The following is a 16,434-nucleotide window of genomic DNA, read 5'->3' as shown; positions in this document are numbered from 1 at the left end:
CCCACACGAGTGGTTGCAGTAATTATCGTCCGGAACGGGACGAAGAATATATCCAGCGCCGCTACTTTGATGCTCGGGCGCCCCACTCAGAAGCACCCCGCTCGACGGAGCGGCATGGTCACTGAGCAACCACTCAACTCCCCACCGTGATCGGAGACTTCCATGGCCACCGTATCCCCGCCCTGGTCCTACACCCTCCAACTCCCGCACGATCCCCGAGCCCCAGGCATCGCCAGGGCCACCCTCCGTACCGTCCTCGCCGCCCACGGGCTCACCGAACTCACCCCCACCGCTGAGCTGTTGGCATCGGAGCTGCTCACCAACGCGCACCTGCACACCAAGGGGCCGTACGCCCTGCGGCTTCACGCGGCCGAGCCGGACCGGGTCACGGTCGCCGTGTGGGACACGGATCCGAGGGTGCCGCCCGGCTTCGCGGAGAAGGGCGCCCCCGTCCTCGCACCCCCGGATGGTGACGAGCACGGTCGGGGGCTGCACCTCGTGCGGGCCTGTGCGGATGCGTGGGGCGTGTCCGTGTTGCGGGAGCTGGGGGCGTCGAAGGGGGGCAAGTTGCTGTGGGCCGAGTGTGCGCATGTGGGGAAACCGGGGACGGCGTAGGCGGGTGATCGGCATGCTGAGCGGTCATGGGGGTTGAACCGGAGAGTGGTGGGGGCGCCGGTGGGGTGCGGGGGTTCTTCGCGCGGTTGGCGGGCAGCCGGGGTCGGTCGGTGGTGGCCACGGCCGGCTGTCTGATCGCAGGGATCGCGTTGGTCTTGCCTTACGTGCAATCGGCGGAGGCCGGGGGGCGCGTGTCCGCAGAACTCTCCGGGAGCTCGGTGGTAGGCGGACCCTCCCTTTCCAACGGGCAGACGACGCAGGTGCGCCTGGAGGTGCCGGAGGGGAGTACGGGGCTGCGGCTGCCCCTCCGTCTGCGTAACCCCCGGCCTGCCGACTGCCTGGCGGACGGGACGGTGGACATCGACGCGGTGTCCGGGACGTTCGATCCTTACTGGCATACCAGTACACATGCCGAGTTGGCTGTCGCGGAGGCGGTGCGGATCAAGGAGTCGACCAGACTCGTGGTCCTGTCCGTCCGGCTCAGGACACTGGGCGACTGCCGGATCGACGTCTTGGTGGCGCCGTACCGGGCGATCCATCGGGAGCCGTCCCTCACCCTCGGGCACGTCGTGGGCCTGGTCTTCGGGATGGTGCTGCTGGTGGCGGCCGAGATCTGCGGAGTCCGTTACGTCAGGCTCGTCCGTTCGGCGACGCGCCGTGAACAGTCCCCCGACTGGGAACCCCGAGTCCGCCTCCGCACCGCCGAGGACCGTCTCGAAGAAGCCCTCCGTCGGCCGGCTCCCCGGCAGTCGCCCGAGCCCGAAGCTGAAGCCGAGCCCGACGGTGGGCAGCCCCCGGAGCAGGACCTCGCTCTCCCCGCCCTCTGGTCCGTCACCAACGCCCGGTTGGCGCTCTACCACCGCATCGCCACCGGGCAGGCGTCCGCGTCGTTCCGTAACGCCCAGACCGCCATGTGGACGGGATTTGTCCTGCTGGGCGCGTTCACCGCGGCGGCGGCCTTCGCACGGAACACCACGGCCAGCATCGTCGCGGGAGCCCTCGGCGTGACGTCGGCCGGGCTCGCGGGATACGTGAGTCGAACCTTTGTGCGGTCTCAGGAGAGCGCGGCCGGGCATCTGAGGGCATACTTTGATCAGCCGCTGGAGTTCTCCCGGTACCTCGCCGCGGAGCGGCTCATCGCCGAAGCTGAGCTGACCAGTGAGCAACGTGCCGAGATTCTCGGCAGCCTGGTACGGGCGATCGTCGCGCCCGAGGGTTCGGCGAGCGGTCAGGCGCCGGCGCCGCAGCCGTCGCCGGCTGCGGATGCGGGTGCTGGTGCGGGCGTGAACGAGGGTGCCCGTCAGGACCCGTCCAGCCAATAGGGCCCTCATAGGTGATTCTTAGTGTGGTCTCAGGGTTTTTCTCACGTGCCTGCGGCAGGGTGAGGAGCGATGAAACGCACCATCCGTCCCCCCGGCACCCGTCGGCACGCCCTGCTCGGTGCCGTCGTGCTGCTGGCGGCCGTCACGTCCTCCTCCGTGGCGGCCGCCGATGCCGGTCCCGGACCGTTCGGGGTGACCGTGCGGGCCGCGACCAACGACCGGACCGCCCGCGTGGGCGCGCTGTTCCACGGGAGCGGCGGGCACTTCTGCACCGCCTCCGTCGTGCACAGCGCCGGGCGGGATCTCATCGTGACCGCCGCGCACTGCGTCGACGGGGGCGGGACCCTGCGCTTCGCGCCCGGATACCGGGACGGGAAGGCGCCGTACGGGTACTGGGAGGTCCAGGGGACCTTCGTGCCCGAGGGGTGGACGAGGAAGCAGGACGAGGACACCGATGTCGCCTTCGCCGTCCTCGCGGAGAAGGACGGGAAGGGCGTCGAGGACGTCGTCGGGGGCGGGAACGTCTTTGCCTCCGGGCGCGCCACCGGGTCGACCGCCGTCACCGTCACCGGCTACCCCAGCACCCTCGAAGCGCCCATCACCTGCACCAACAAGCCCACGGTCCACAGCCGTACGCAGCAGCGCATCGCGTGTCCCGAGTTCGCCGGGGGGACGAGCGGCAGCCCCTGGGTGAACGGTGACGGGGAAGTCGTCGGCGTCATCGGCGGGCACCAGCAGGGCGGGGACACCGACGACGTCTCGTACAGCGTCGCCTTCGGGGCCGAGGTGGCGGCGTTGTACCGGACGGCGAGCGGACAGGGACAGTAGCTCTACTGCGTCTGCACCGAGATGTACATCGCGAGCCAGCCCAGCGGCAGAAGCAGCCATACGTAGGCGAGCGGGCGCTGCCAGACCGGCTTGCCCGGGTCGAGGACGACGCCCGTCGGGGACGGCGTCGGGGCGGGCAGCTTCTTGATCTTCGAGTGGGCGTACAGGTTCGCGATGAGCGTGAACCAGGCGTAGAAGAGGATCGAGCCCGGGCTCCACCAGCCGCCCGCCAGGGTCTTCGTCGTCATCTCCCGGTGGATCGCCGTGGCGCAGGAGCGGCAGAACGGGCCCTCCATCTTGGAGAAGCGCATCGCGACCAGCAGCCCTGTGTGCTGACGGATGGTCATGTCCCGGGCGGGCTGCGCGGCGCATATGCGGCAGGCGGGGGTGAGGGGCGGGGCGGCCTGGTAGGCGTAGCCGCCCGCGGGGGCGGGGGGGCTGGGGCGGGGGCGTGGGCTTGGGGGTACTGGCCGTACGCCGGGTTCTGGGGCGGTGCTGACGGGTTCTGGCCGTACGCCGAGTTCTGTGCGCCGTACGCGTCCTGCGTGCCGTATGAGCCATACGCCTGCGCCCCGTTTGGCGCGTAACCGCCTTGCGGGGCAAACGGGTTGCCCTGGGGCGTGTTCGGGTGCGGGGGCGGGGTCGCCACGTGCGGTTTCTCCTTGTGCGTGATCGTCCCGTCGCGTGGTGGCCGCCTCTAGACTGACGTCGGCGGACTCCCGGGCGGCGAGGGGCGGTTGACGGTGCGTAAGGCATGGATCGTAGCGACCGCTGCCGTCGGGGCCGGGATCAGCTTCGTGATGCTGCTCGTCGTCGGCGTCTACATGGTCGCCGGGAACCTCGCCAACGGGATCGGCGGCGGGTCCGTCGGGCTCGCCAAGGGGGCTGTGCCCGCCGCGTACCAGACGCTCGTACAGAAGTGGGGCAATCTGTGCGGCGCCATCAATCCGGCGCTGCTGGCCGCCCAGTTGTACCAGGAGAGCGGATTCAATCCGAATGCCAAGAGTCCGGCGAAAGCGGAGGGAATAGCGCAGTTCATTCCGGGGACCTGGGCCACGCACGGAGTCGACGGCGACGGGGACGGCGACCGCGACGTCTGGGATCCGAATGACGCGATTCCGTCGGCCGCCTCGTACGACTGCCAGCTCGCCTCGTACGTGAAGGACGCGCCGGGGAACGTCACGGAGAACATGCTCGCCGCCTACAACGCGGGGGCCTATGCGGTCATCAAGTACGGGGGCGTGCCGCCGTACAAGGAGACCCAGAACTATGTGAAGACGATCACGACCCTGGAGAAGAGCTTCGCCGCGCCCGTGACCCGGGTGGATCCCTCGAAGCAGGCCGCGACGGCGATCACGTACGCGCAGAAGAAGCTCGGCACGCCCTACCTGTGGGGCGGCAACGGCACCGCTGACCAGGGCGGACGCTTCGACTGTTCGGGGCTGACGAAGGCCGCGTACGAGAGTGCGGGGATACAGCTTCCCCGGGTCGCCAACGACCAGTACAACGCGGGGCCGCACCCCAAGCGGGACGAGCTGCTGCCGGGAGACCTGGTCTTCTTCTCGGACGACCTCACCAACTCCCGGGCCATCCGGCACGTGGGGATCTACGTGGGCGGCGGGTACATGATCGACGCGCCCAGGACGGGGGCCGTCATCCGGTTCGACCCCGTGGACACCCCCGATTACTTCGGTGCCACCCGGGTGACCGAAGATGGCGCGAAAGCACTGCCCACGGCCGTGTGAACCCACCCCCTGAGCTGCGGCGATGTGTCTCTCTTCGATAACGTCTGAGTGATCATTCCGTGGAGGGTGGAACGTATTACAGGGGACTGTGCGTTCCTTTTGACGTAGCACTGATCTAAGACTCGGTTCCAGCGGATCTGCGGTTCCAGCGGATCTAGCGGTTCTAGCGGTTCTACGACCACGGGGGTGGATCGAGCGGCGCACGAAAGGGTGTGCCCGCAGGAAAGACGACGAAGGGGCCGCAGCACCATGGCTGGACTCGCCGAATCCGGTTCGAACCCCGACGTCGACCTGCTCTACGACATCAACGGCCTCGCCAAGGCCGCCCCGCACTGGTTCGACCGGGGCATGGAGTTCGTGGGTGAGTACGGGCTGCTGCTCGCCATGGTTCTGCTGGTGCTGTGGTGCTGGTGGACCGTGCGGCGGCGGGGTGGTGAGGATGCCGCGTCCTCTGTGGCCGCGTTGGTGTGGGCGCCGTTGGCCGCCGGCATCGCGGTGCTGGTGAACGTGCCGATACGGGGTTTCGTGGAGCGACCGAGACCTTTCGTCGATCACCAGGGGCTGGACGTCCTGGTCTCCGGCAAGACCGATTACTCCTTCGTCAGTGATCACGCGACGCTCACCATGGCGATGGCTGTCGGGCTGTTCGTCGCGCATCGGAAGTTCGGGCTGGTCGGGATAGGGCTCGCGCTGTTTGAAGGGTTCTGCCGGGTCTACATGGGGGTGCACTACCCGACGGACGTCGTTGGTGGCTTTGCGCTCGGTACGGCGGTTGCTCTGCTGTTGTCTCCGCTTGCCATGGCGCTGTTGACACCTGTCACGAAGGCTGTGGAGCGGTCTGTGCGGGGTGGGTGGCTGATTCGGGCGCGGGTGGCTTCCGGTGGGCGGGATGCGTTGATTCCGGGGGCTCGGGCGGAGCGGCCTGAGGAACGGGATCTGGCGGCGTAGGGGTTTTCTCGCCCCCGCCGCCCCTACCCGTCCCATCCCGTTCCTGGGGGCTGCGCCCCCAGACCCCCCTAAAAGATTGCGCAGTTCCCCGCGCCCCTGAAAAACGGGGGGCGGGCGGGGGATCGCGGGGCGAAGCCCCGCGCCTTCAGGGGCGCGGGGCTGTGTCGATATGCGGCTCCGCCGCGTGGGCGCGACCAGCCCCCACCCACCCGCAGCCAAAGAACAGGCCTACAGCGCCTGCGGGAACGTGAAGAAGCGGTTGGGGTCGTACTGGTGCTTCAGGGTTGTGAGGCGGGTGGCCGCGTCGCCGTAGTACGCCTTGCGCCAGTCGGTGAGGGTGGCGTCGGTGTAGTTCTGGTAGGCGGCGCCCGAGGCGTAGCGGGACATGGCGGTGTGGGCGGTGGTCAGCCAGGACTGGGCTGTCGTACCGGAGGTGCCTGCCTGCCAGGAGACGATGTACTGGGCGAGCATGCGGGAGCGGCGGTGGACGAAGGCCGTGGAGGTGGGGGCCACGCGGTTGACCGCGCCGCCCAGCGCGGTGAGCGCGATGCTGCCGGCGCCGCCTCGCACCGATGACATCTGGTTGAGCAGCGTCTGGATGCCCGCCGTCGAGATCGAGCGGTCGAAGAAGTCCGAGCGGGCCGCGTAGGTCTCTCGGCCGAGCGCGCCCTGCGGGGAGCGGCCCGGTGTCGAGCCCGGGAGGTGGCACTGGGCGTCGGTCGCGAAGGAGGAGCAGCCCGCGTACACCTCCATGGAGTCCTCGTACGAGCGCTTCTTGAGGGAGACGCTGCGCGCGGGCGAACCGATCTTGTCGGCCAGGCGGTCCACGGCGTTCTGGAGCTCGGTGTACGTGCCGAGTGAGAAGGCCGCGATGGAGACCGTGGGGGTGCCGCCCGCCGCGTTCGCGATGTGGCAGGACGACCAGATCTCGTCCGGCTGGTCCGGGCCCCACTCCTGCCAGGCCTTCACCACGGCGGCGGCCTTGGCCCAGGGCCAGGTCATGTACGCCGACACGGCCTGCGGCGCGGGGTGGGTCTTGAAGCGCAGCTCGGTGACGACGCCGAAGTTGCCGTTGCCGGCGCCGCGCAGGGCCCAGAAGAGGTCCTTGTGGTCGGTGGCGTTCGCGGTGAGCTGCTTGCCGTCGGCCGTGATCAGGGTCGCCTGGGTGAGGCTGTCGCAGGTGAGGCCGTACGCCCGGGAGACCACGCCGTGGCCGCCGCCGAGGGTCAGGCCGGAGACGCCGACCGTGGGGCAGGAGCCGGCGGGGATGGTGACGCCCTTCGCCGCGAGGGCGCGGTAGACGTCGATCAGCTTGGAGCCGGCGCCGACGACCGCCTCGTTCGCGCTCGCCCGGATCTTGTTCAGCTTGGAGACATCGATGACCAGGCGGCCGTTGCCGGAGGACCAGCCGGCGTACGAGTGGCCGCCGTTGCGGATCGAGACCTTGATGCCGTGGGCGCGGGCGTAGTCCATCGTGGTGCGGATGTCGTCGGCGTGGGCGATGTACGCGACGGCGGCGGGGGTCAGGTTGTCGAAGCGTGTGTTGTAGAGCTGGTGGGCGGCCGGCCAGCTGCGGTCGCCGGGGCGGACCAGGGCGCCGTCCAGGTCTCTGGACAGGGCGGTCCAGTTGGCGGCGGTGGCTCGGGTGCTGGTGCTGGTGCCGGTGCTGGTGGTGGACGTGCGTATGGGGGTGGAGGCGCCCGTCGTCTCGGTGGTGCCGGTGGTGCCGGTGGCCTTGGTGGCGGCGGTGTCGTTGCCGTTGCACGCCGATGTTGCTGCCGCCGCTAGTGCGGCGGTGGCTCCGCCGATGAACGTACGCCGTTGCATGTGCGCCTCCCGTGGGTTTCGTGGAACGAGACGGGGCGTCGGGCTCGGGGGTTCCACGGGTGTGCGCCACAGAATCGTTACAGCGTGGCAGAAGCGCAAGAGGTGCTCGCCCCCGCCGCCCCTACCCGTCCCATTCCTGGGGGCTGCGCCCCCAGACCCCCTAAAAGATTGCGCAGTTCCCCGCGCCCCTGAAAGACAGGGGGTTGTTCGTCGGCTGCGGGGCGGTGGGGGCTTGTCGCGCAGTTCCCCGCGCCCCTAAAAGCATGGGGTTGCGCCCCGGGGGCTTTTAAGGGGCGCGGGGAACTGCGCGCCCAGCCCCCACTCACCCGCAGCCAAAACACAACCGAACGGGGTCTGGGGCGGAGCCCTGCTACGCCAGTGGGCCGTCGCCGTGGCCCTCCGCGTCCGTGCGGGCCATGCTGCGGGCTCTGCGGGCCGGGCCGCGCCAGCCGCAGGTGCAGCGGGCTACGCAGAAGCGGCCCTGTTCGACCGTCGTTGTGCGGTGTTCCGGGGAGGAGTTGGTCTCGTCCTGCTGTGCCACGCCAACAACGTTACCCAAGGCAAGTGAACGGGATGCCACCGCGTGACGAGCGCCCCTACTCGTCGTTAACCGGAACGAGAGGGAGGGCAGGCGATGGTGGCGCAGGTGGCGCAGGCGCAGGAGGAAAGGCTGGTCGGCCTGGTCGTCGTCGCGGCCTTGGTGGCCGGGGCGATGGTGTGTGGCGCGGGGTGTTCCGGTGGCGGGGCCGCCGCCGAGAGCGGCCGTGTCGGTGCCGACTCCGTCGCGGTGCTGCACAGCGCAGCGACCACGCTGGAGCGCGCGGGCAGCGCGAGGGCCCGTACGTCCATGGAGATGGCCACCGGCGGGACGCGGGTCACCATCCGAGGTGAGGGCGTGTACGACTTCAAGGACCAGATGGGGCGGTTCAAGGTGCTGTTGCCGGAGGATCCGGCCGGCGCGGATGAGCACCGGCCGATCACCGAACTCCTCGCCCCGGGCGCCCTGTTCATGAAGAACCGTGGCGCCGGCGTCCCCGCCGACAAGTGGGTTCGCGTCGACACGGCCGGTCTCTCGGACGGGAACCTCGTCACCGGTGGCGCCACCGACCCGTTCGCCGCGGCCGAGTTGTTGCGGGGGACGCGGACGGCGACGTATCTGGGGAAGACGGAGGTGGCCGGGACCCCGGTGCGGCACTATCGCGGGACCGCCGATCTGCACGTTGCCGCCCGCAGTGCGTCGAAGGGGCAGCGGTTGGCGCTCAAGGCGGCGGCGAAAGGGTTCGCCACCGCCGAAGTGCCGTTCGACGCCTACCTCGACGACCAGGGGCGGCTGCGCAAGGTCCGCCACCGGTTCAGCTTCGTCAACGGGCAGCAGAAGGGCACCGTCGCGGTTGCCTCGACGACCTTGCTGTACGACTTCGGTGTCCCCGCCGACGTACGGCTTCCGGATTCCGGGGACATCTTCGCCGGGAAGATCGCCGAGCAGTAGCCGAGCAGAAGCCGAGCAGGGGGGCCGGAAATGGCCCTTCCGTGCCATGCGCGGTGTGTAGGCCGCTCCCTACCCTAGGAAGTCGGTGACGGCAGGAAGAGGTGATGCACGTGGCTCCGGTCGGCGGTACGGCAGTTCAGGACCACGTGGCCCTCGCCGAGATCGAGCTGTGCGGCGACCTGATCATCGCGGCCTCGGCCGCCCATGAGGACCGGCTCAGTCTTGAGAGCATCGACGAGGTGCTGAAAGTGGCTGAAGAGCGTGCTGATGAGCGGGGTGCGGAGGAGTAGGGCTGCTCCCGCTCCCTTGCCCTTGACGCCTGGGCGTGGCCTGGTCCCCGCCACGCCTCACCTACGTCATATGCAGCTCGCGTACGTCATATACCGCTCACGTGCGCAGCAGCCGGCCGATCGCCTTCGTCGCCTCTTCGACCTTCGCGTCGATCTCGGCGCCGCCCTTCACGGCCGCGTCCGCGACGCAGTGGCGCAGGTGCTCCTCCAGGAGCTGGAGGGCGAAGGACTGGAGGGCCTTCGTGGAGGCGGAGACCTGGGTGAGTATGTCGATGCAGTAGACGTCCTCGTCGACCATCCGCTGCAGACCGCGGATCTGGCCCTCGATGCGGCGCAGGCGCTTGAGGTGCTCGTCCTTCTGCTTGTGGTAGCCGTGGACACCGCGGTCGTGGTCGGTCACGATCTCCGGTGCGGCTTCCTGGGTTTCGCCGGAGGGCGTCGTCGCGCCGGCCTCGGTGGTCGTCATCGCGTCCTCCCGCTGACTGAACCGCTAACTGATACCCCTAGTGGGTATATGGTATCGAACTTTGCTGGGTATAGGGCCCTTGCCCAATGGCGGGACCGGACCCTGTGCTGATCACTGTGCCCGATGGGCGACACTGGGGGACGGCCCATTAGCCGTGGCCGGATGATGCGCCTAGCATCAGCCTGACCGAACCGAAGCACCCCGAGGACCCCAACGTGCGCTTTCGTCTGACCCCCAGGGAGACGAGCTTCTACGACATGTTCTCCGCATCCGCGGACAACATCGTCACGGGCTCGAAACTCCTCATGGAACTGCTCGGGGCGGACACCGCCGGCCGGGCTGAGATCGCAGAGCGTATGCGGGCCGCGGAACACGCCGGTGACGATGCGACGCACGCGATCTTCCACCAGTTGAACTCCTCGTTCATCACGCCGTTCGACCGCGAGGACATCTACAACCTGGCCTCGTCCCTCGACGACATCATGGACTTCATGGAGGAGGCCGTCGACCTGGTGGTCCTCTACCAGGTCGAGGAACTCCCCAAGGGTGTGGAGCAGCAGATCGAGGTGCTGGCGCGCGCCGCCGAGCTGACCGCCGAGGCCATGCCGAACCTTCGGACCATGGACAACCTCACCGAGTACTGGATCGAGGTCAACCGCCTGGAGAACCAGGCCGACCAGATCCACCGCAAGCTGCTCGCCCATCTCTTCAATGGCAAGTACGACGCCATGGACGTGTTGAAGCTCAAGCAGATCGTGGATGTGCTGGAGGAGGCGGCGGACGCCTTCGAGCACGTGGCCAACACGGTGGAGACCATCGCGGTCAAGGAGTCCTGACCCCTTCATGGACACCTTTGCGTTGATCGTGACCATTGGGGTCGCGCTCGGATTCACGTACACGAACGGCTTTCACGACTCGGCGAACGCGATCGCCACGTCGGTGTCCACGCGGGCGCTGACCCCGCGGGCGGCGCTCGCCATGGCCGCGGTGATGAACCTCGCCGGTGCCTTCCTCGGCAGCGGTGTCGCCAAGACGGTCAGCGAGGGGCTGATCCAGACGCCCGAGGGTTCCAAGGGGATGGGCATCCTCTTCGCCGCGCTGATCGGCGCGATCACCTGGAACCTCATCACCTGGTACTTCGGCCTGCCGTCCTCGTCCTCGCACGCTCTGTTCGGCGGCATGGTGGGCGCGGCGCTGGCGGGCGGTACGACGGTGTACTGGTCCGGTGTCCTCGACAAGATCGTCATCCCGATGTTCCTGTCGCCGGTCGTCGGTCTGATCGTCGGTTACCTCGTGATGACCGCGATCATGTGGCTGTTCCGGCGGTCCAACCCGCACAAGACCAAGCGCGGTTTCCGTATCGCGCAGACGGTGTCCGCGGCAGGCATGGCGCTCGGTCACGGTCTCCAGGACGCGCAGAAGACGATGGGCATCGTGGTGATGGCCCTGGTCATCGGAGACGTCCAGAAGCAGGGCGATCCGATCCCGGTCTGGGTGAAGATCGTCTGCGCGGCGATGCTGTCCCTCGGTACGTACGCGGGTGGGTGGCGGATCATGAGGACGCTCGGACGCAAGATCATCGAGCTCGACCCGCCGCAGGGGTTCGCGGCCGAGACGACCGGTGCGTCGATCATGTTCGCCACGGCGTACATCTTCAAGGCGCCGATCTCCACGACCCATGTCATCACCTCCGCGATCATGGGCGTCGGCGCGACCAAGCGTCTGAACGCCGTCCGCTGGGGTGTCGCCAAGAACATCGTCATGGGCTGGTTCATCACCATGCCGGCGGCGGGGCTGGTGGCTGCCCTCAGCTTCTGGGTCGTGAATCTGGCGTTCCTGTAGTACTCACGCCAGTACCCCTGCCAGTACCAGTGAATGGCCCGCTCCGGCTTCCGGAGCGGGCCATTCCTGTGAAGGTGCAACCGCTTTCGTAAAAGCCGGGGGTGCCGCCGCGATCGCTGCTGGCTTCTGGGCTCAAGCGTTCGAATAGAACGCGCCATACGAGGGTGGGGGTCTCGACACCGTTGCGTCGGGCTCGTACGTGGACTGGGCCGGATCCATGTACTTCGAGAGCTACGGCGACCACTTCTCGGGCTGCGACAACTGGAAGGACGGCGCCGGCGTCATCGGCTACTGGAAGGTCGGCGCGAGCGGTACCGAGCACTCGATCTACGACGGCAACGGTTTCGGCGAGTGCGTGTACGAGGACCACAACGTCTCCGAGACCTCGTACGTGTACATCCAGGTCTGTATCCGGGACGACGGTGACGTGAAGGAGGGCACGTGCAGTGCCTGGGAGAGGCAGTACGCCGGTAGCCCCCTCTAGGGACTGTCCGGCCGGAAACGAGCGGGCCCGCCCCCGGGAGCCAGGGGCGGGCCCTTCTCGTCCTCGCGGTGGCACCGCCATGCAGCACCGCGAGGGGTTCTTGTGGACGGCTCGGTCAGCCGAAGCGGCCCGAGATGTAGTCCTCCGTCGCCTGGACCGACGGGTTGGAGAAGATGCGCTCCGTGTCGTCGATCTCGATGAGGCGGCCGGGCTGGCCGACCGCGGCCAGGTTGAAGAACGCGGTGCGGTCGGAGACGCGGGCGGCCTGCTGCATGTTGTGCGTCACGATGACGATCGTGAAGCGCTCCTTGAGCTCACCGATCAGGTCCTCGATGGCGAGGGTGGAGATCGGGTCCAGGGCCGAGCAGGGCTCGTCCATCAGCAGGACCTGGGGCTCCACCGCGATCGCGCGGGCGATGCACAGACGCTGCTGCTGGCCGCCCGACAGACCCGAACCCGGCTTGTTCAGGCGGTCCTTGACCTCGTTCCAGAGGTTCGCGCCCTTGAGGGACTTCTCGACGACGTCGCTGAGCTCGGACTTCTTGTAGGAGCCGTTGAGCTTGAGGCCCGCCGCCACGTTGTCGAAGATCGACATCGTGGGGAAGGGGTTGGGGCGCTGGAAGACCATGCCGATCGTGCGGCGCACGGCGACGGGGTCGATCCCGTTCCCGTACAGGTCCTCGTCGTCCAGGAGCACCTTGCCCTCGACGCGGCCACCGGGGGTGACCTCGTGCATGCGGTTGAGGGTGCGCAGGAAGGTCGACTTGCCGCAGCCGGAGGGGCCGATGAAGGCCGTCACCGAGCGGGGCTCGACCGTCATGGAGATGTCTTCGATCGCCTTGTGGGCGCTGTAGTAGGCGGTGAGTCCGCTTACGTCGATTCGCTTGGCCATGGTGGTTACTTCGCTTCCAGATTCCGGATCAGTCGCTGAGTGGCCGCGTCAGCGACCGGTCTTCGGGGCCTTCCAGCGGGCGATGCCGCGGGCCGCCAGATTGAGGATCATGATGAAGGCGATGAGGACGAGCGCCGCCGCCCAGGCCCGGTCGTACGCCGCCGGGCTGCCGCCGCTGTTCTGGTACTGCTGGTAGATGTACAGCGGGAGCGAGGACTGCGGGCCGTTGAACGGGTCCGTGTTGATGAGCGGGTTGCCCCAGACGAGGAGCAGCACGGGCGCGGTCTCACCGGCGATACGGGCGACGGCCAGCATCACACCGGTCGTGATACCGCCGAGTGACGTCGGCAGGACGACCTTGAGGATGGTGCGCCACTTCGGGACGCCCAGCGCGAGCGATGCCTCGCGCAGCTCGTTCGGGACGAGCTTGAGCATCTCCTCGGTGGAGCGGACCACGACCGGGATCATCAGGATGGACAGGGCCATCGCCCCGGCGAAGCCGGAGTAGCCGAAGCCGAGGATCAGGATCCAGAAGCTGAGGATGAACAGGCCCGCGACGATCGACGGGATGCCCGTCATGACGTCGACGAAGAAGGTGACGGCCTTGGCGAGCGTGCCCCGGCCGTACTCGACCAGGTAGATCGCGGTGAGCAGGCCGATCGGCACGGAGATCAGGGTGGCGAGGCCGACCTGCTCCAGGGTGCCGATGATGGCGTGGTAGATGCCGCCACCGGCCTCGGTGTCGGCGGTCATGCCCATGGAGTGGGTCAGGAAGTAGAAGTCGAGGACCTTCACGCCCTTGCTGACCGTCGTCCAGATGAGCGAGGCCAGCGGGATCACGGCAAGGATGAAGGAGACCCAGACGATGCTGGTCGCGACGCGGTCCTTCGCCTGGCGGCGGCCCTCGACCTTGGCGGCGATGACGTACGTACCGAGGACGAAGAGGAACGCGGCGATCAGGCCCCACTGGACCTTGCTGCTGAGGCCGAAGCCCAGACCGATGCCCACGGCGACGGCGATGGAGCCGCCGGCGATCGCCCACGGAGACCACTTGGGCAGCGTGGCGCCGCGCAGGGTGCTGGGGCGCGGGGCGGGTGCGGTGGCGGTTGCGTGGCTCATGCGTTGGCCCCCGAGTACTCCTTGCGGCGGGCGATGATCGCGCGGGCCGCGCCGTTGACCAGCAGCGTGATGAGGAAGAGCACCAGACCGGAGGCGATGAGCGCGTCACGGCCCTGCTCGCTCGCCTCGCTGAACTTGGCGGCGATGTTCTGGGCGAAGGTGCCGCCGCCCGGGTCGAGCAGGCTGGCGTTGATCTCGAAGCTGGGGGACAGGACGGTGGCGACGGCCATCGTCTCGCCGAGGGCTCGGCCGAGGCCCAGCATCGAGGCGGAGATCACTCCGGAGCGGCCGAAGGGGATCACCGACATGCGGATGACCTCCCAGCGGGTGGCGCCGAGCGCGAGGGCGGCTTCCTGGTGCATCAGGGGCGCCTGCCGGAAGACCTCACGGCTGACGTTGGTGACGATCGGCAGAATCATGATCGCCAGCAGGATGCCGACGGCGAGGAGGGTGCGCGGGGCGCCGTCCTGCCAGGAGAGGACGCCGGTCCAGCCGAAGTAGTCGTTGAGCCAGCTGTAGAAGCCGGTGAGGTTCGGCACCAGGAAGAGTGCGCCCCAGAGGCCGTACACGATGGACGGTACGGCGGCCAGCAGGTCCACGACGTACGCGATGGTGCCGGCGAGCTTGCGCGGGGCGTAGTGCGTGATGAACAGCGCGATGCCCACCGCGATCGGGACCGCGATGGCCATGGCGATGATCGAGGAGATGATCGTGCCGAAGGCGAGGACCGCGATGCCGAAGACCGGCGGGGTGTTGTTGGCGTTCCACTCGAACGTCGTGAGGAAGTTGCCCTCGTTCTTGCTGAGGACCAGGGACGCGCGGTAGGTGAGGAACGCCGCGATGGCGGCCATGATCACCAGCAGCAGGATGCCGGAGCCCCGGGACAGGCCGAGGAAGATCCGGTCGCCCGGGCGGGTGGCGCCACGGGCCGCGCGCTTCGATTTCGCCGGGGTCGGCCGGCCCGAAGGGGTGGGGGGAGCAGTTGATTGCGTAGATATGTCCATTGGGGTTCTCCGGTCTGCGGAGCCTTGGGAGATTGTCCCTCGGCTCCAGGCGGCGGTGCACCGGACGGTGCGGCCCACCCCCGTCAGGGAGTGAGCCGCACGCTGGGTCAGCTCAGGTTCGCGACGGTCTCGCGGACCTTGGCGTTGATCTCGGTCGGGATCGGGGCGTAGTCCAGGGCCTTCAGGGAGTCCTGGCCGTCCTGGCTCGCGGTGTAGGTGAGGAAGGACTTGACGGCGGGCAGGGTGTCCGCCTTGTTGCCCTTCTCGCAGACGATCTCGTACGTGACCAGGGTGATCGGGTAGGCGCCCTCGGCCTTGGTCTTGTAGTCGAGCTGGAGGGAGAGGTCGCTGCCGGTGCCGACGACCTTGGCCGCGGAGATGGCCGCGGTGGCGTTGTCGATCGTGGCCTTGACCGGGGCGGAGGCGCCCGTGTCCAGGGCGGCGGTGCTGATGCCGTCCTTGGCGTAGGAGAGCTCGAAGTACGAGATCGCGCCCGCGGTCTGCTTGACCTGCTGGGCCAGGCCGGAGGAGCCCTGAGCGGACTGGCCGCCCTCGGCCTGCCAGGCCTTGCCGCCCGAGTACTTCCAGTTGTCGGGCGCGGCGGCGATCAGGTACTTGGTGAGGTTGTCCGTGGTGCCGGAGTCGTCCGAGCGGTGGAACGCCTGGATCTTGGTGCTGGGAAGCTTCGCGTCGGGGTTCAGCTTCTTGATCGCGGCGTCGTCCCACGTCTTGATCTTGCTGTCGAAGATCTTCGCGAGGGTCGGCGCGTCCAGGACCAGGTTGTCGACACCCGGGACGTTGTAGCCGATCGCGATCGGGCCGCCCACCATCGGGAGGTCGATGGCCTGGCTGTCCTTGCAGACCGACTTCGACTGCGTGACCTCTTCGGGCTTCAGCGCGGAGTCCGAACCGGCGAAGGCGACCTGGCCCTGGAGGAACGCGGTGACACCGGCACCGGAACCCTCGGGCTTGTAGTTGATCTGCACGTCCTTGCACTCGGTCGTGTAGGCCTTGGTCCACGCCTGGATGGCGTTGGCCTGGGCGGACGAGCCGTTGGCGAGGAGCTGACCCTTGGCGGATCCACAGTCGATGTTGCCGGCCTTGGCGGTGGCACCCGTGGTCGACTTGGTGCCGCCGCTGGTGTCGTCAGAGCCGCACGCCGTGAGGGCCAGGGCGCCGGAGACGGCGAGAGCACCGAGGGTGAGGGCCCGCCGGTTCATGCGCTGAAGCTTCACTTCGGGATTTCCTTCCAGGAGCCGCCGTCTGGTGGCGGCGTGCGAGGTCTGTGTAAAGCGGTCCGTAATACGGGGGAGACGTCCAGGACGTGCTCCGCACCGTGTAAGGCCGAAATTAGGCAGATCAGGTGAAGCCGCTGATGGCCGTAAGTGAACGGAGGGTGAACCCCTGCGGTCGGTGCGGTGAGGTAACGGAACGCTCACGTCTAGGACACGGGGGCATTCCATTGGGCTGGGCCGGGGGGTGACGTGCGGGTGAGGTTTGCGTTACGTGCGGGTTGTCTGTGGTTGCTCGCGCAGTTCCCCGCGCCCCTGAAGGGGCGCGGTT

At 68.3% G+C, this 16,434-nt stretch carries 18 protein-coding genes; 10 read left to right on the top strand and 8 right to left on the bottom strand.

All coding sequences use genetic code 11. The annotated features are described in order from the left end of the window. Window positions 1-162: 162 nt before the first annotated feature. From AB5J50_RS24140 to AB5J50_RS24130, 3 genes are all read left to right on the top strand, one after another. Window positions 163-615: an ATP-binding protein gene (locus tag AB5J50_RS24140; RefSeq protein WP_369260451.1), complete on the top strand. Its 453-nt coding sequence runs from the start codon at window positions 163-165 to the stop codon at window positions 613-615. 191 nt (window positions 616-806) lie between these two features. Further along, complete coding sequence (locus AB5J50_RS24135; RefSeq protein ID WP_369260450.1) at window positions 807-1,937, top strand: hypothetical protein; 1,131 nt, start codon at window positions 807-809, stop codon at window positions 1,935-1,937. Between the two features lie 69 nt (window positions 1,938-2,006). After that, the gene (locus AB5J50_RS24130) at window positions 2,007-2,765 is read left to right on the top strand and encodes a serine protease (RefSeq protein ID WP_369260449.1); all 759 of its coding nucleotides are present in this window, start codon (window positions 2,007-2,009) and stop codon (window positions 2,763-2,765) included. 2 nt (window positions 2,766-2,767) lie between these two features. Here AB5J50_RS24130 and AB5J50_RS24125 read toward each other — a convergent pair whose 3' ends face one another. Then, complete coding sequence (locus tag AB5J50_RS24125) at window positions 2,768-3,112, bottom strand: hypothetical protein (RefSeq protein WP_369260448.1); 345 nt, start codon at window positions 3,110-3,112, stop codon at window positions 2,768-2,770. A gap of 396 nt (window positions 3,113-3,508) precedes the next feature. Between AB5J50_RS24125 and AB5J50_RS24120 the strand changes: the two genes are divergently transcribed. After that, entirely contained in the window at window positions 3,509-4,510 is a 1,002-nt protein-coding gene (locus tag AB5J50_RS24120; protein WP_327429857.1) for a bifunctional lytic transglycosylase/C40 family peptidase, read from the top strand. Between the two features lie 249 nt (window positions 4,511-4,759). Continuing rightward, window positions 4,760-5,458 (top strand): phosphatase PAP2 family protein, encoded by a 699-nt coding sequence (locus AB5J50_RS24115; RefSeq protein WP_327429856.1) that lies wholly within the window; start codon window positions 4,760-4,762, stop codon window positions 5,456-5,458. A 228-nt stretch (window positions 5,459-5,686) separates the two neighbouring features. On the opposite strand, the gene AB5J50_RS24110 is transcribed toward AB5J50_RS24115, so the two are convergent. Beyond that, on the bottom strand, window positions 5,687-7,285 hold the full coding sequence (locus tag AB5J50_RS24110; RefSeq protein ID WP_369260447.1) for an FAD-binding protein: 1,599 nt from the start codon (window positions 7,283-7,285) through the stop codon (window positions 5,687-5,689). 370 nt (window positions 7,286-7,655) lie between these two features. Next, window positions 7,656-7,826, bottom strand: a complete 171-nt coding sequence (locus AB5J50_RS24105) for a hypothetical protein (RefSeq protein WP_327429854.1) — start codon at window positions 7,824-7,826, stop codon at window positions 7,656-7,658. Between the two features lie 93 nt (window positions 7,827-7,919). Here AB5J50_RS24105 and AB5J50_RS24100 point away from each other — a divergent pair, with 93 nt between their 5' ends. Both AB5J50_RS24100 and AB5J50_RS24095 read left to right on the top strand, forming a co-directional pair. Next, window positions 7,920-8,774 carry a hypothetical protein gene (locus tag AB5J50_RS24100; protein WP_369260446.1) on the top strand — a complete coding sequence of 285 codons (855 nt, stop codon included), beginning with the start codon at window positions 7,920-7,922 and terminating at the stop codon, window positions 8,772-8,774. Between the two features lie 104 nt (window positions 8,775-8,878). Further along, a complete protein-coding gene (locus tag AB5J50_RS24095) occupies window positions 8,879-9,064 on the top strand; it encodes a hypothetical protein (protein ID WP_327429852.1) in 186 nt (61 codons plus the stop codon). Window positions 9,065-9,161: 97 nt separating this feature from the next. On the opposite strand, the gene AB5J50_RS24090 is transcribed toward AB5J50_RS24095, so the two are convergent. Further along, window positions 9,162-9,530, bottom strand: coding sequence for a metal-sensitive transcriptional regulator (locus AB5J50_RS24090; RefSeq protein ID WP_327429851.1), 369 nt, complete (start codon window positions 9,528-9,530; stop codon window positions 9,162-9,164). 215 nt (window positions 9,531-9,745) lie between these two features. On the opposite strand from AB5J50_RS24090, the gene AB5J50_RS24085 reads away from it, so the two are divergent. The 3 genes from AB5J50_RS24085 (at window position 9,746) to AB5J50_RS24075 (ending at window position 11,856) form a co-directional block, all read left to right on the top strand. Then, window positions 9,746-10,366, top strand: a complete 621-nt coding sequence (locus AB5J50_RS24085; RefSeq protein ID WP_327429850.1) for a DUF47 family protein — start codon at window positions 9,746-9,748, stop codon at window positions 10,364-10,366. 7 nt (window positions 10,367-10,373) lie between these two features. Continuing rightward, window positions 10,374-11,372, top strand: coding sequence for an anion permease (locus AB5J50_RS24080; RefSeq protein WP_369260445.1), 999 nt, complete (start codon window positions 10,374-10,376; stop codon window positions 11,370-11,372). A gap of 217 nt (window positions 11,373-11,589) precedes the next feature. Further along, the gene (locus AB5J50_RS24075; RefSeq protein ID WP_369260444.1) at window positions 11,590-11,856 is read left to right on the top strand and encodes a hypothetical protein; all 267 of its coding nucleotides are present in this window, start codon (window positions 11,590-11,592) and stop codon (window positions 11,854-11,856) included. A 115-nt stretch (window positions 11,857-11,971) separates the two neighbouring features. On the opposite strand, the gene pstB is transcribed toward AB5J50_RS24075, so the two are convergent. The 4 genes from pstB to pstS form a co-directional block, all read right to left on the bottom strand. Further along, window positions 11,972-12,748, bottom strand: coding sequence for a phosphate ABC transporter ATP-binding protein PstB (pstB, locus tag AB5J50_RS24070; RefSeq protein WP_369260443.1), 777 nt, complete (start codon window positions 12,746-12,748; stop codon window positions 11,972-11,974). 48 nt (window positions 12,749-12,796) lie between these two features. Beyond that, window positions 12,797-13,867: a phosphate ABC transporter permease PstA gene (pstA, locus tag AB5J50_RS24065; protein ID WP_369260442.1), complete on the bottom strand. Its 1,071-nt coding sequence runs from the start codon at window positions 13,865-13,867 to the stop codon at window positions 12,797-12,799. After that, complete coding sequence (pstC, locus tag AB5J50_RS24060; protein ID WP_369260441.1) at window positions 13,864-14,871, bottom strand: phosphate ABC transporter permease subunit PstC; 1,008 nt, start codon at window positions 14,869-14,871, stop codon at window positions 13,864-13,866. Before pstC ends, pstA begins: the two co-directional genes overlap by 4 nt. Window positions 14,872-14,978: 107 nt before the next feature. Continuing rightward, on the bottom strand, window positions 14,979-16,106 hold the full coding sequence (gene pstS, locus AB5J50_RS24055) for a phosphate ABC transporter substrate-binding protein PstS (protein WP_369260440.1): 1,128 nt from the start codon (window positions 16,104-16,106) through the stop codon (window positions 14,979-14,981). Window positions 16,107-16,434: the final 328 nt, after the last annotated feature.

Origin of the sequence: Streptomyces sp. R35, from assembly GCF_041053035.1 — a bacterium.
Classification (GTDB): Bacteria; Actinomycetota; Actinomycetes; order Streptomycetales; family Streptomycetaceae; genus Streptomyces; species Streptomyces lutosisoli.
The sequence above is the reverse complement of the archived record's forward strand: the minus strand, read 5'-3'. Positions and strand labels throughout refer to the sequence as shown.

Coding starts and splice junctions, on each gene's coding strand:
- AB5J50_RS24080 (WP_369260445.1), top strand. CDS start 10,374: ATGGACACCTTTGCGTTGATCGTGACCATTGGGGTCGCGCTCGGATTC.
- AB5J50_RS24130 (WP_369260449.1), top strand. CDS start 2,007: ATGAAACGCACCATCCGTCCCCCCGGCACCCGTCGGCACGCCCTGCTC.
- AB5J50_RS24115 (WP_327429856.1), top strand. CDS start 4,760: ATGGCTGGACTCGCCGAATCCGGTTCGAACCCCGACGTCGACCTGCTC.
- AB5J50_RS24110 (WP_369260447.1), bottom strand. CDS start 7,285: ATGCAACGGCGTACGTTCATCGGCGGAGCCACCGCCGCACTAGCGGCG.
- pstC (WP_369260441.1), bottom strand. CDS start 14,871: ATGGACATATCTACGCAATCAACTGCTCCCCCCACCCCTTCGGGCCGG.
- AB5J50_RS24095 (WP_327429852.1), top strand. CDS start 8,879: ATGCACGTGGCTCCGGTCGGCGGTACGGCAGTTCAGGACCACGTGGCC.
- pstB (WP_369260443.1), bottom strand. CDS start 12,748: ATGGCCAAGCGAATCGACGTAAGCGGACTCACCGCCTACTACAGCGCC.
- pstA (WP_369260442.1), bottom strand. CDS start 13,867: ATGAGCCACGCAACCGCCACCGCACCCGCCCCGCGCCCCAGCACCCTG.
- AB5J50_RS24125 (WP_369260448.1), bottom strand. CDS start 3,112: ATGACCATCCGTCAGCACACAGGGCTGCTGGTCGCGATGCGCTTCTCC.
- AB5J50_RS24075 (WP_369260444.1), top strand. CDS start 11,590: ATGTACTTCGAGAGCTACGGCGACCACTTCTCGGGCTGCGACAACTGG.
- AB5J50_RS24090 (WP_327429851.1), bottom strand. CDS start 9,530: ATGACGACCACCGAGGCCGGCGCGACGACGCCCTCCGGCGAAACCCAG.
- AB5J50_RS24100 (WP_369260446.1), top strand. CDS start 7,920: ATGGTGGCGCAGGTGGCGCAGGCGCAGGAGGAAAGGCTGGTCGGCCTG.
- AB5J50_RS24140 (WP_369260451.1), top strand. CDS start 163: ATGGCCACCGTATCCCCGCCCTGGTCCTACACCCTCCAACTCCCGCAC.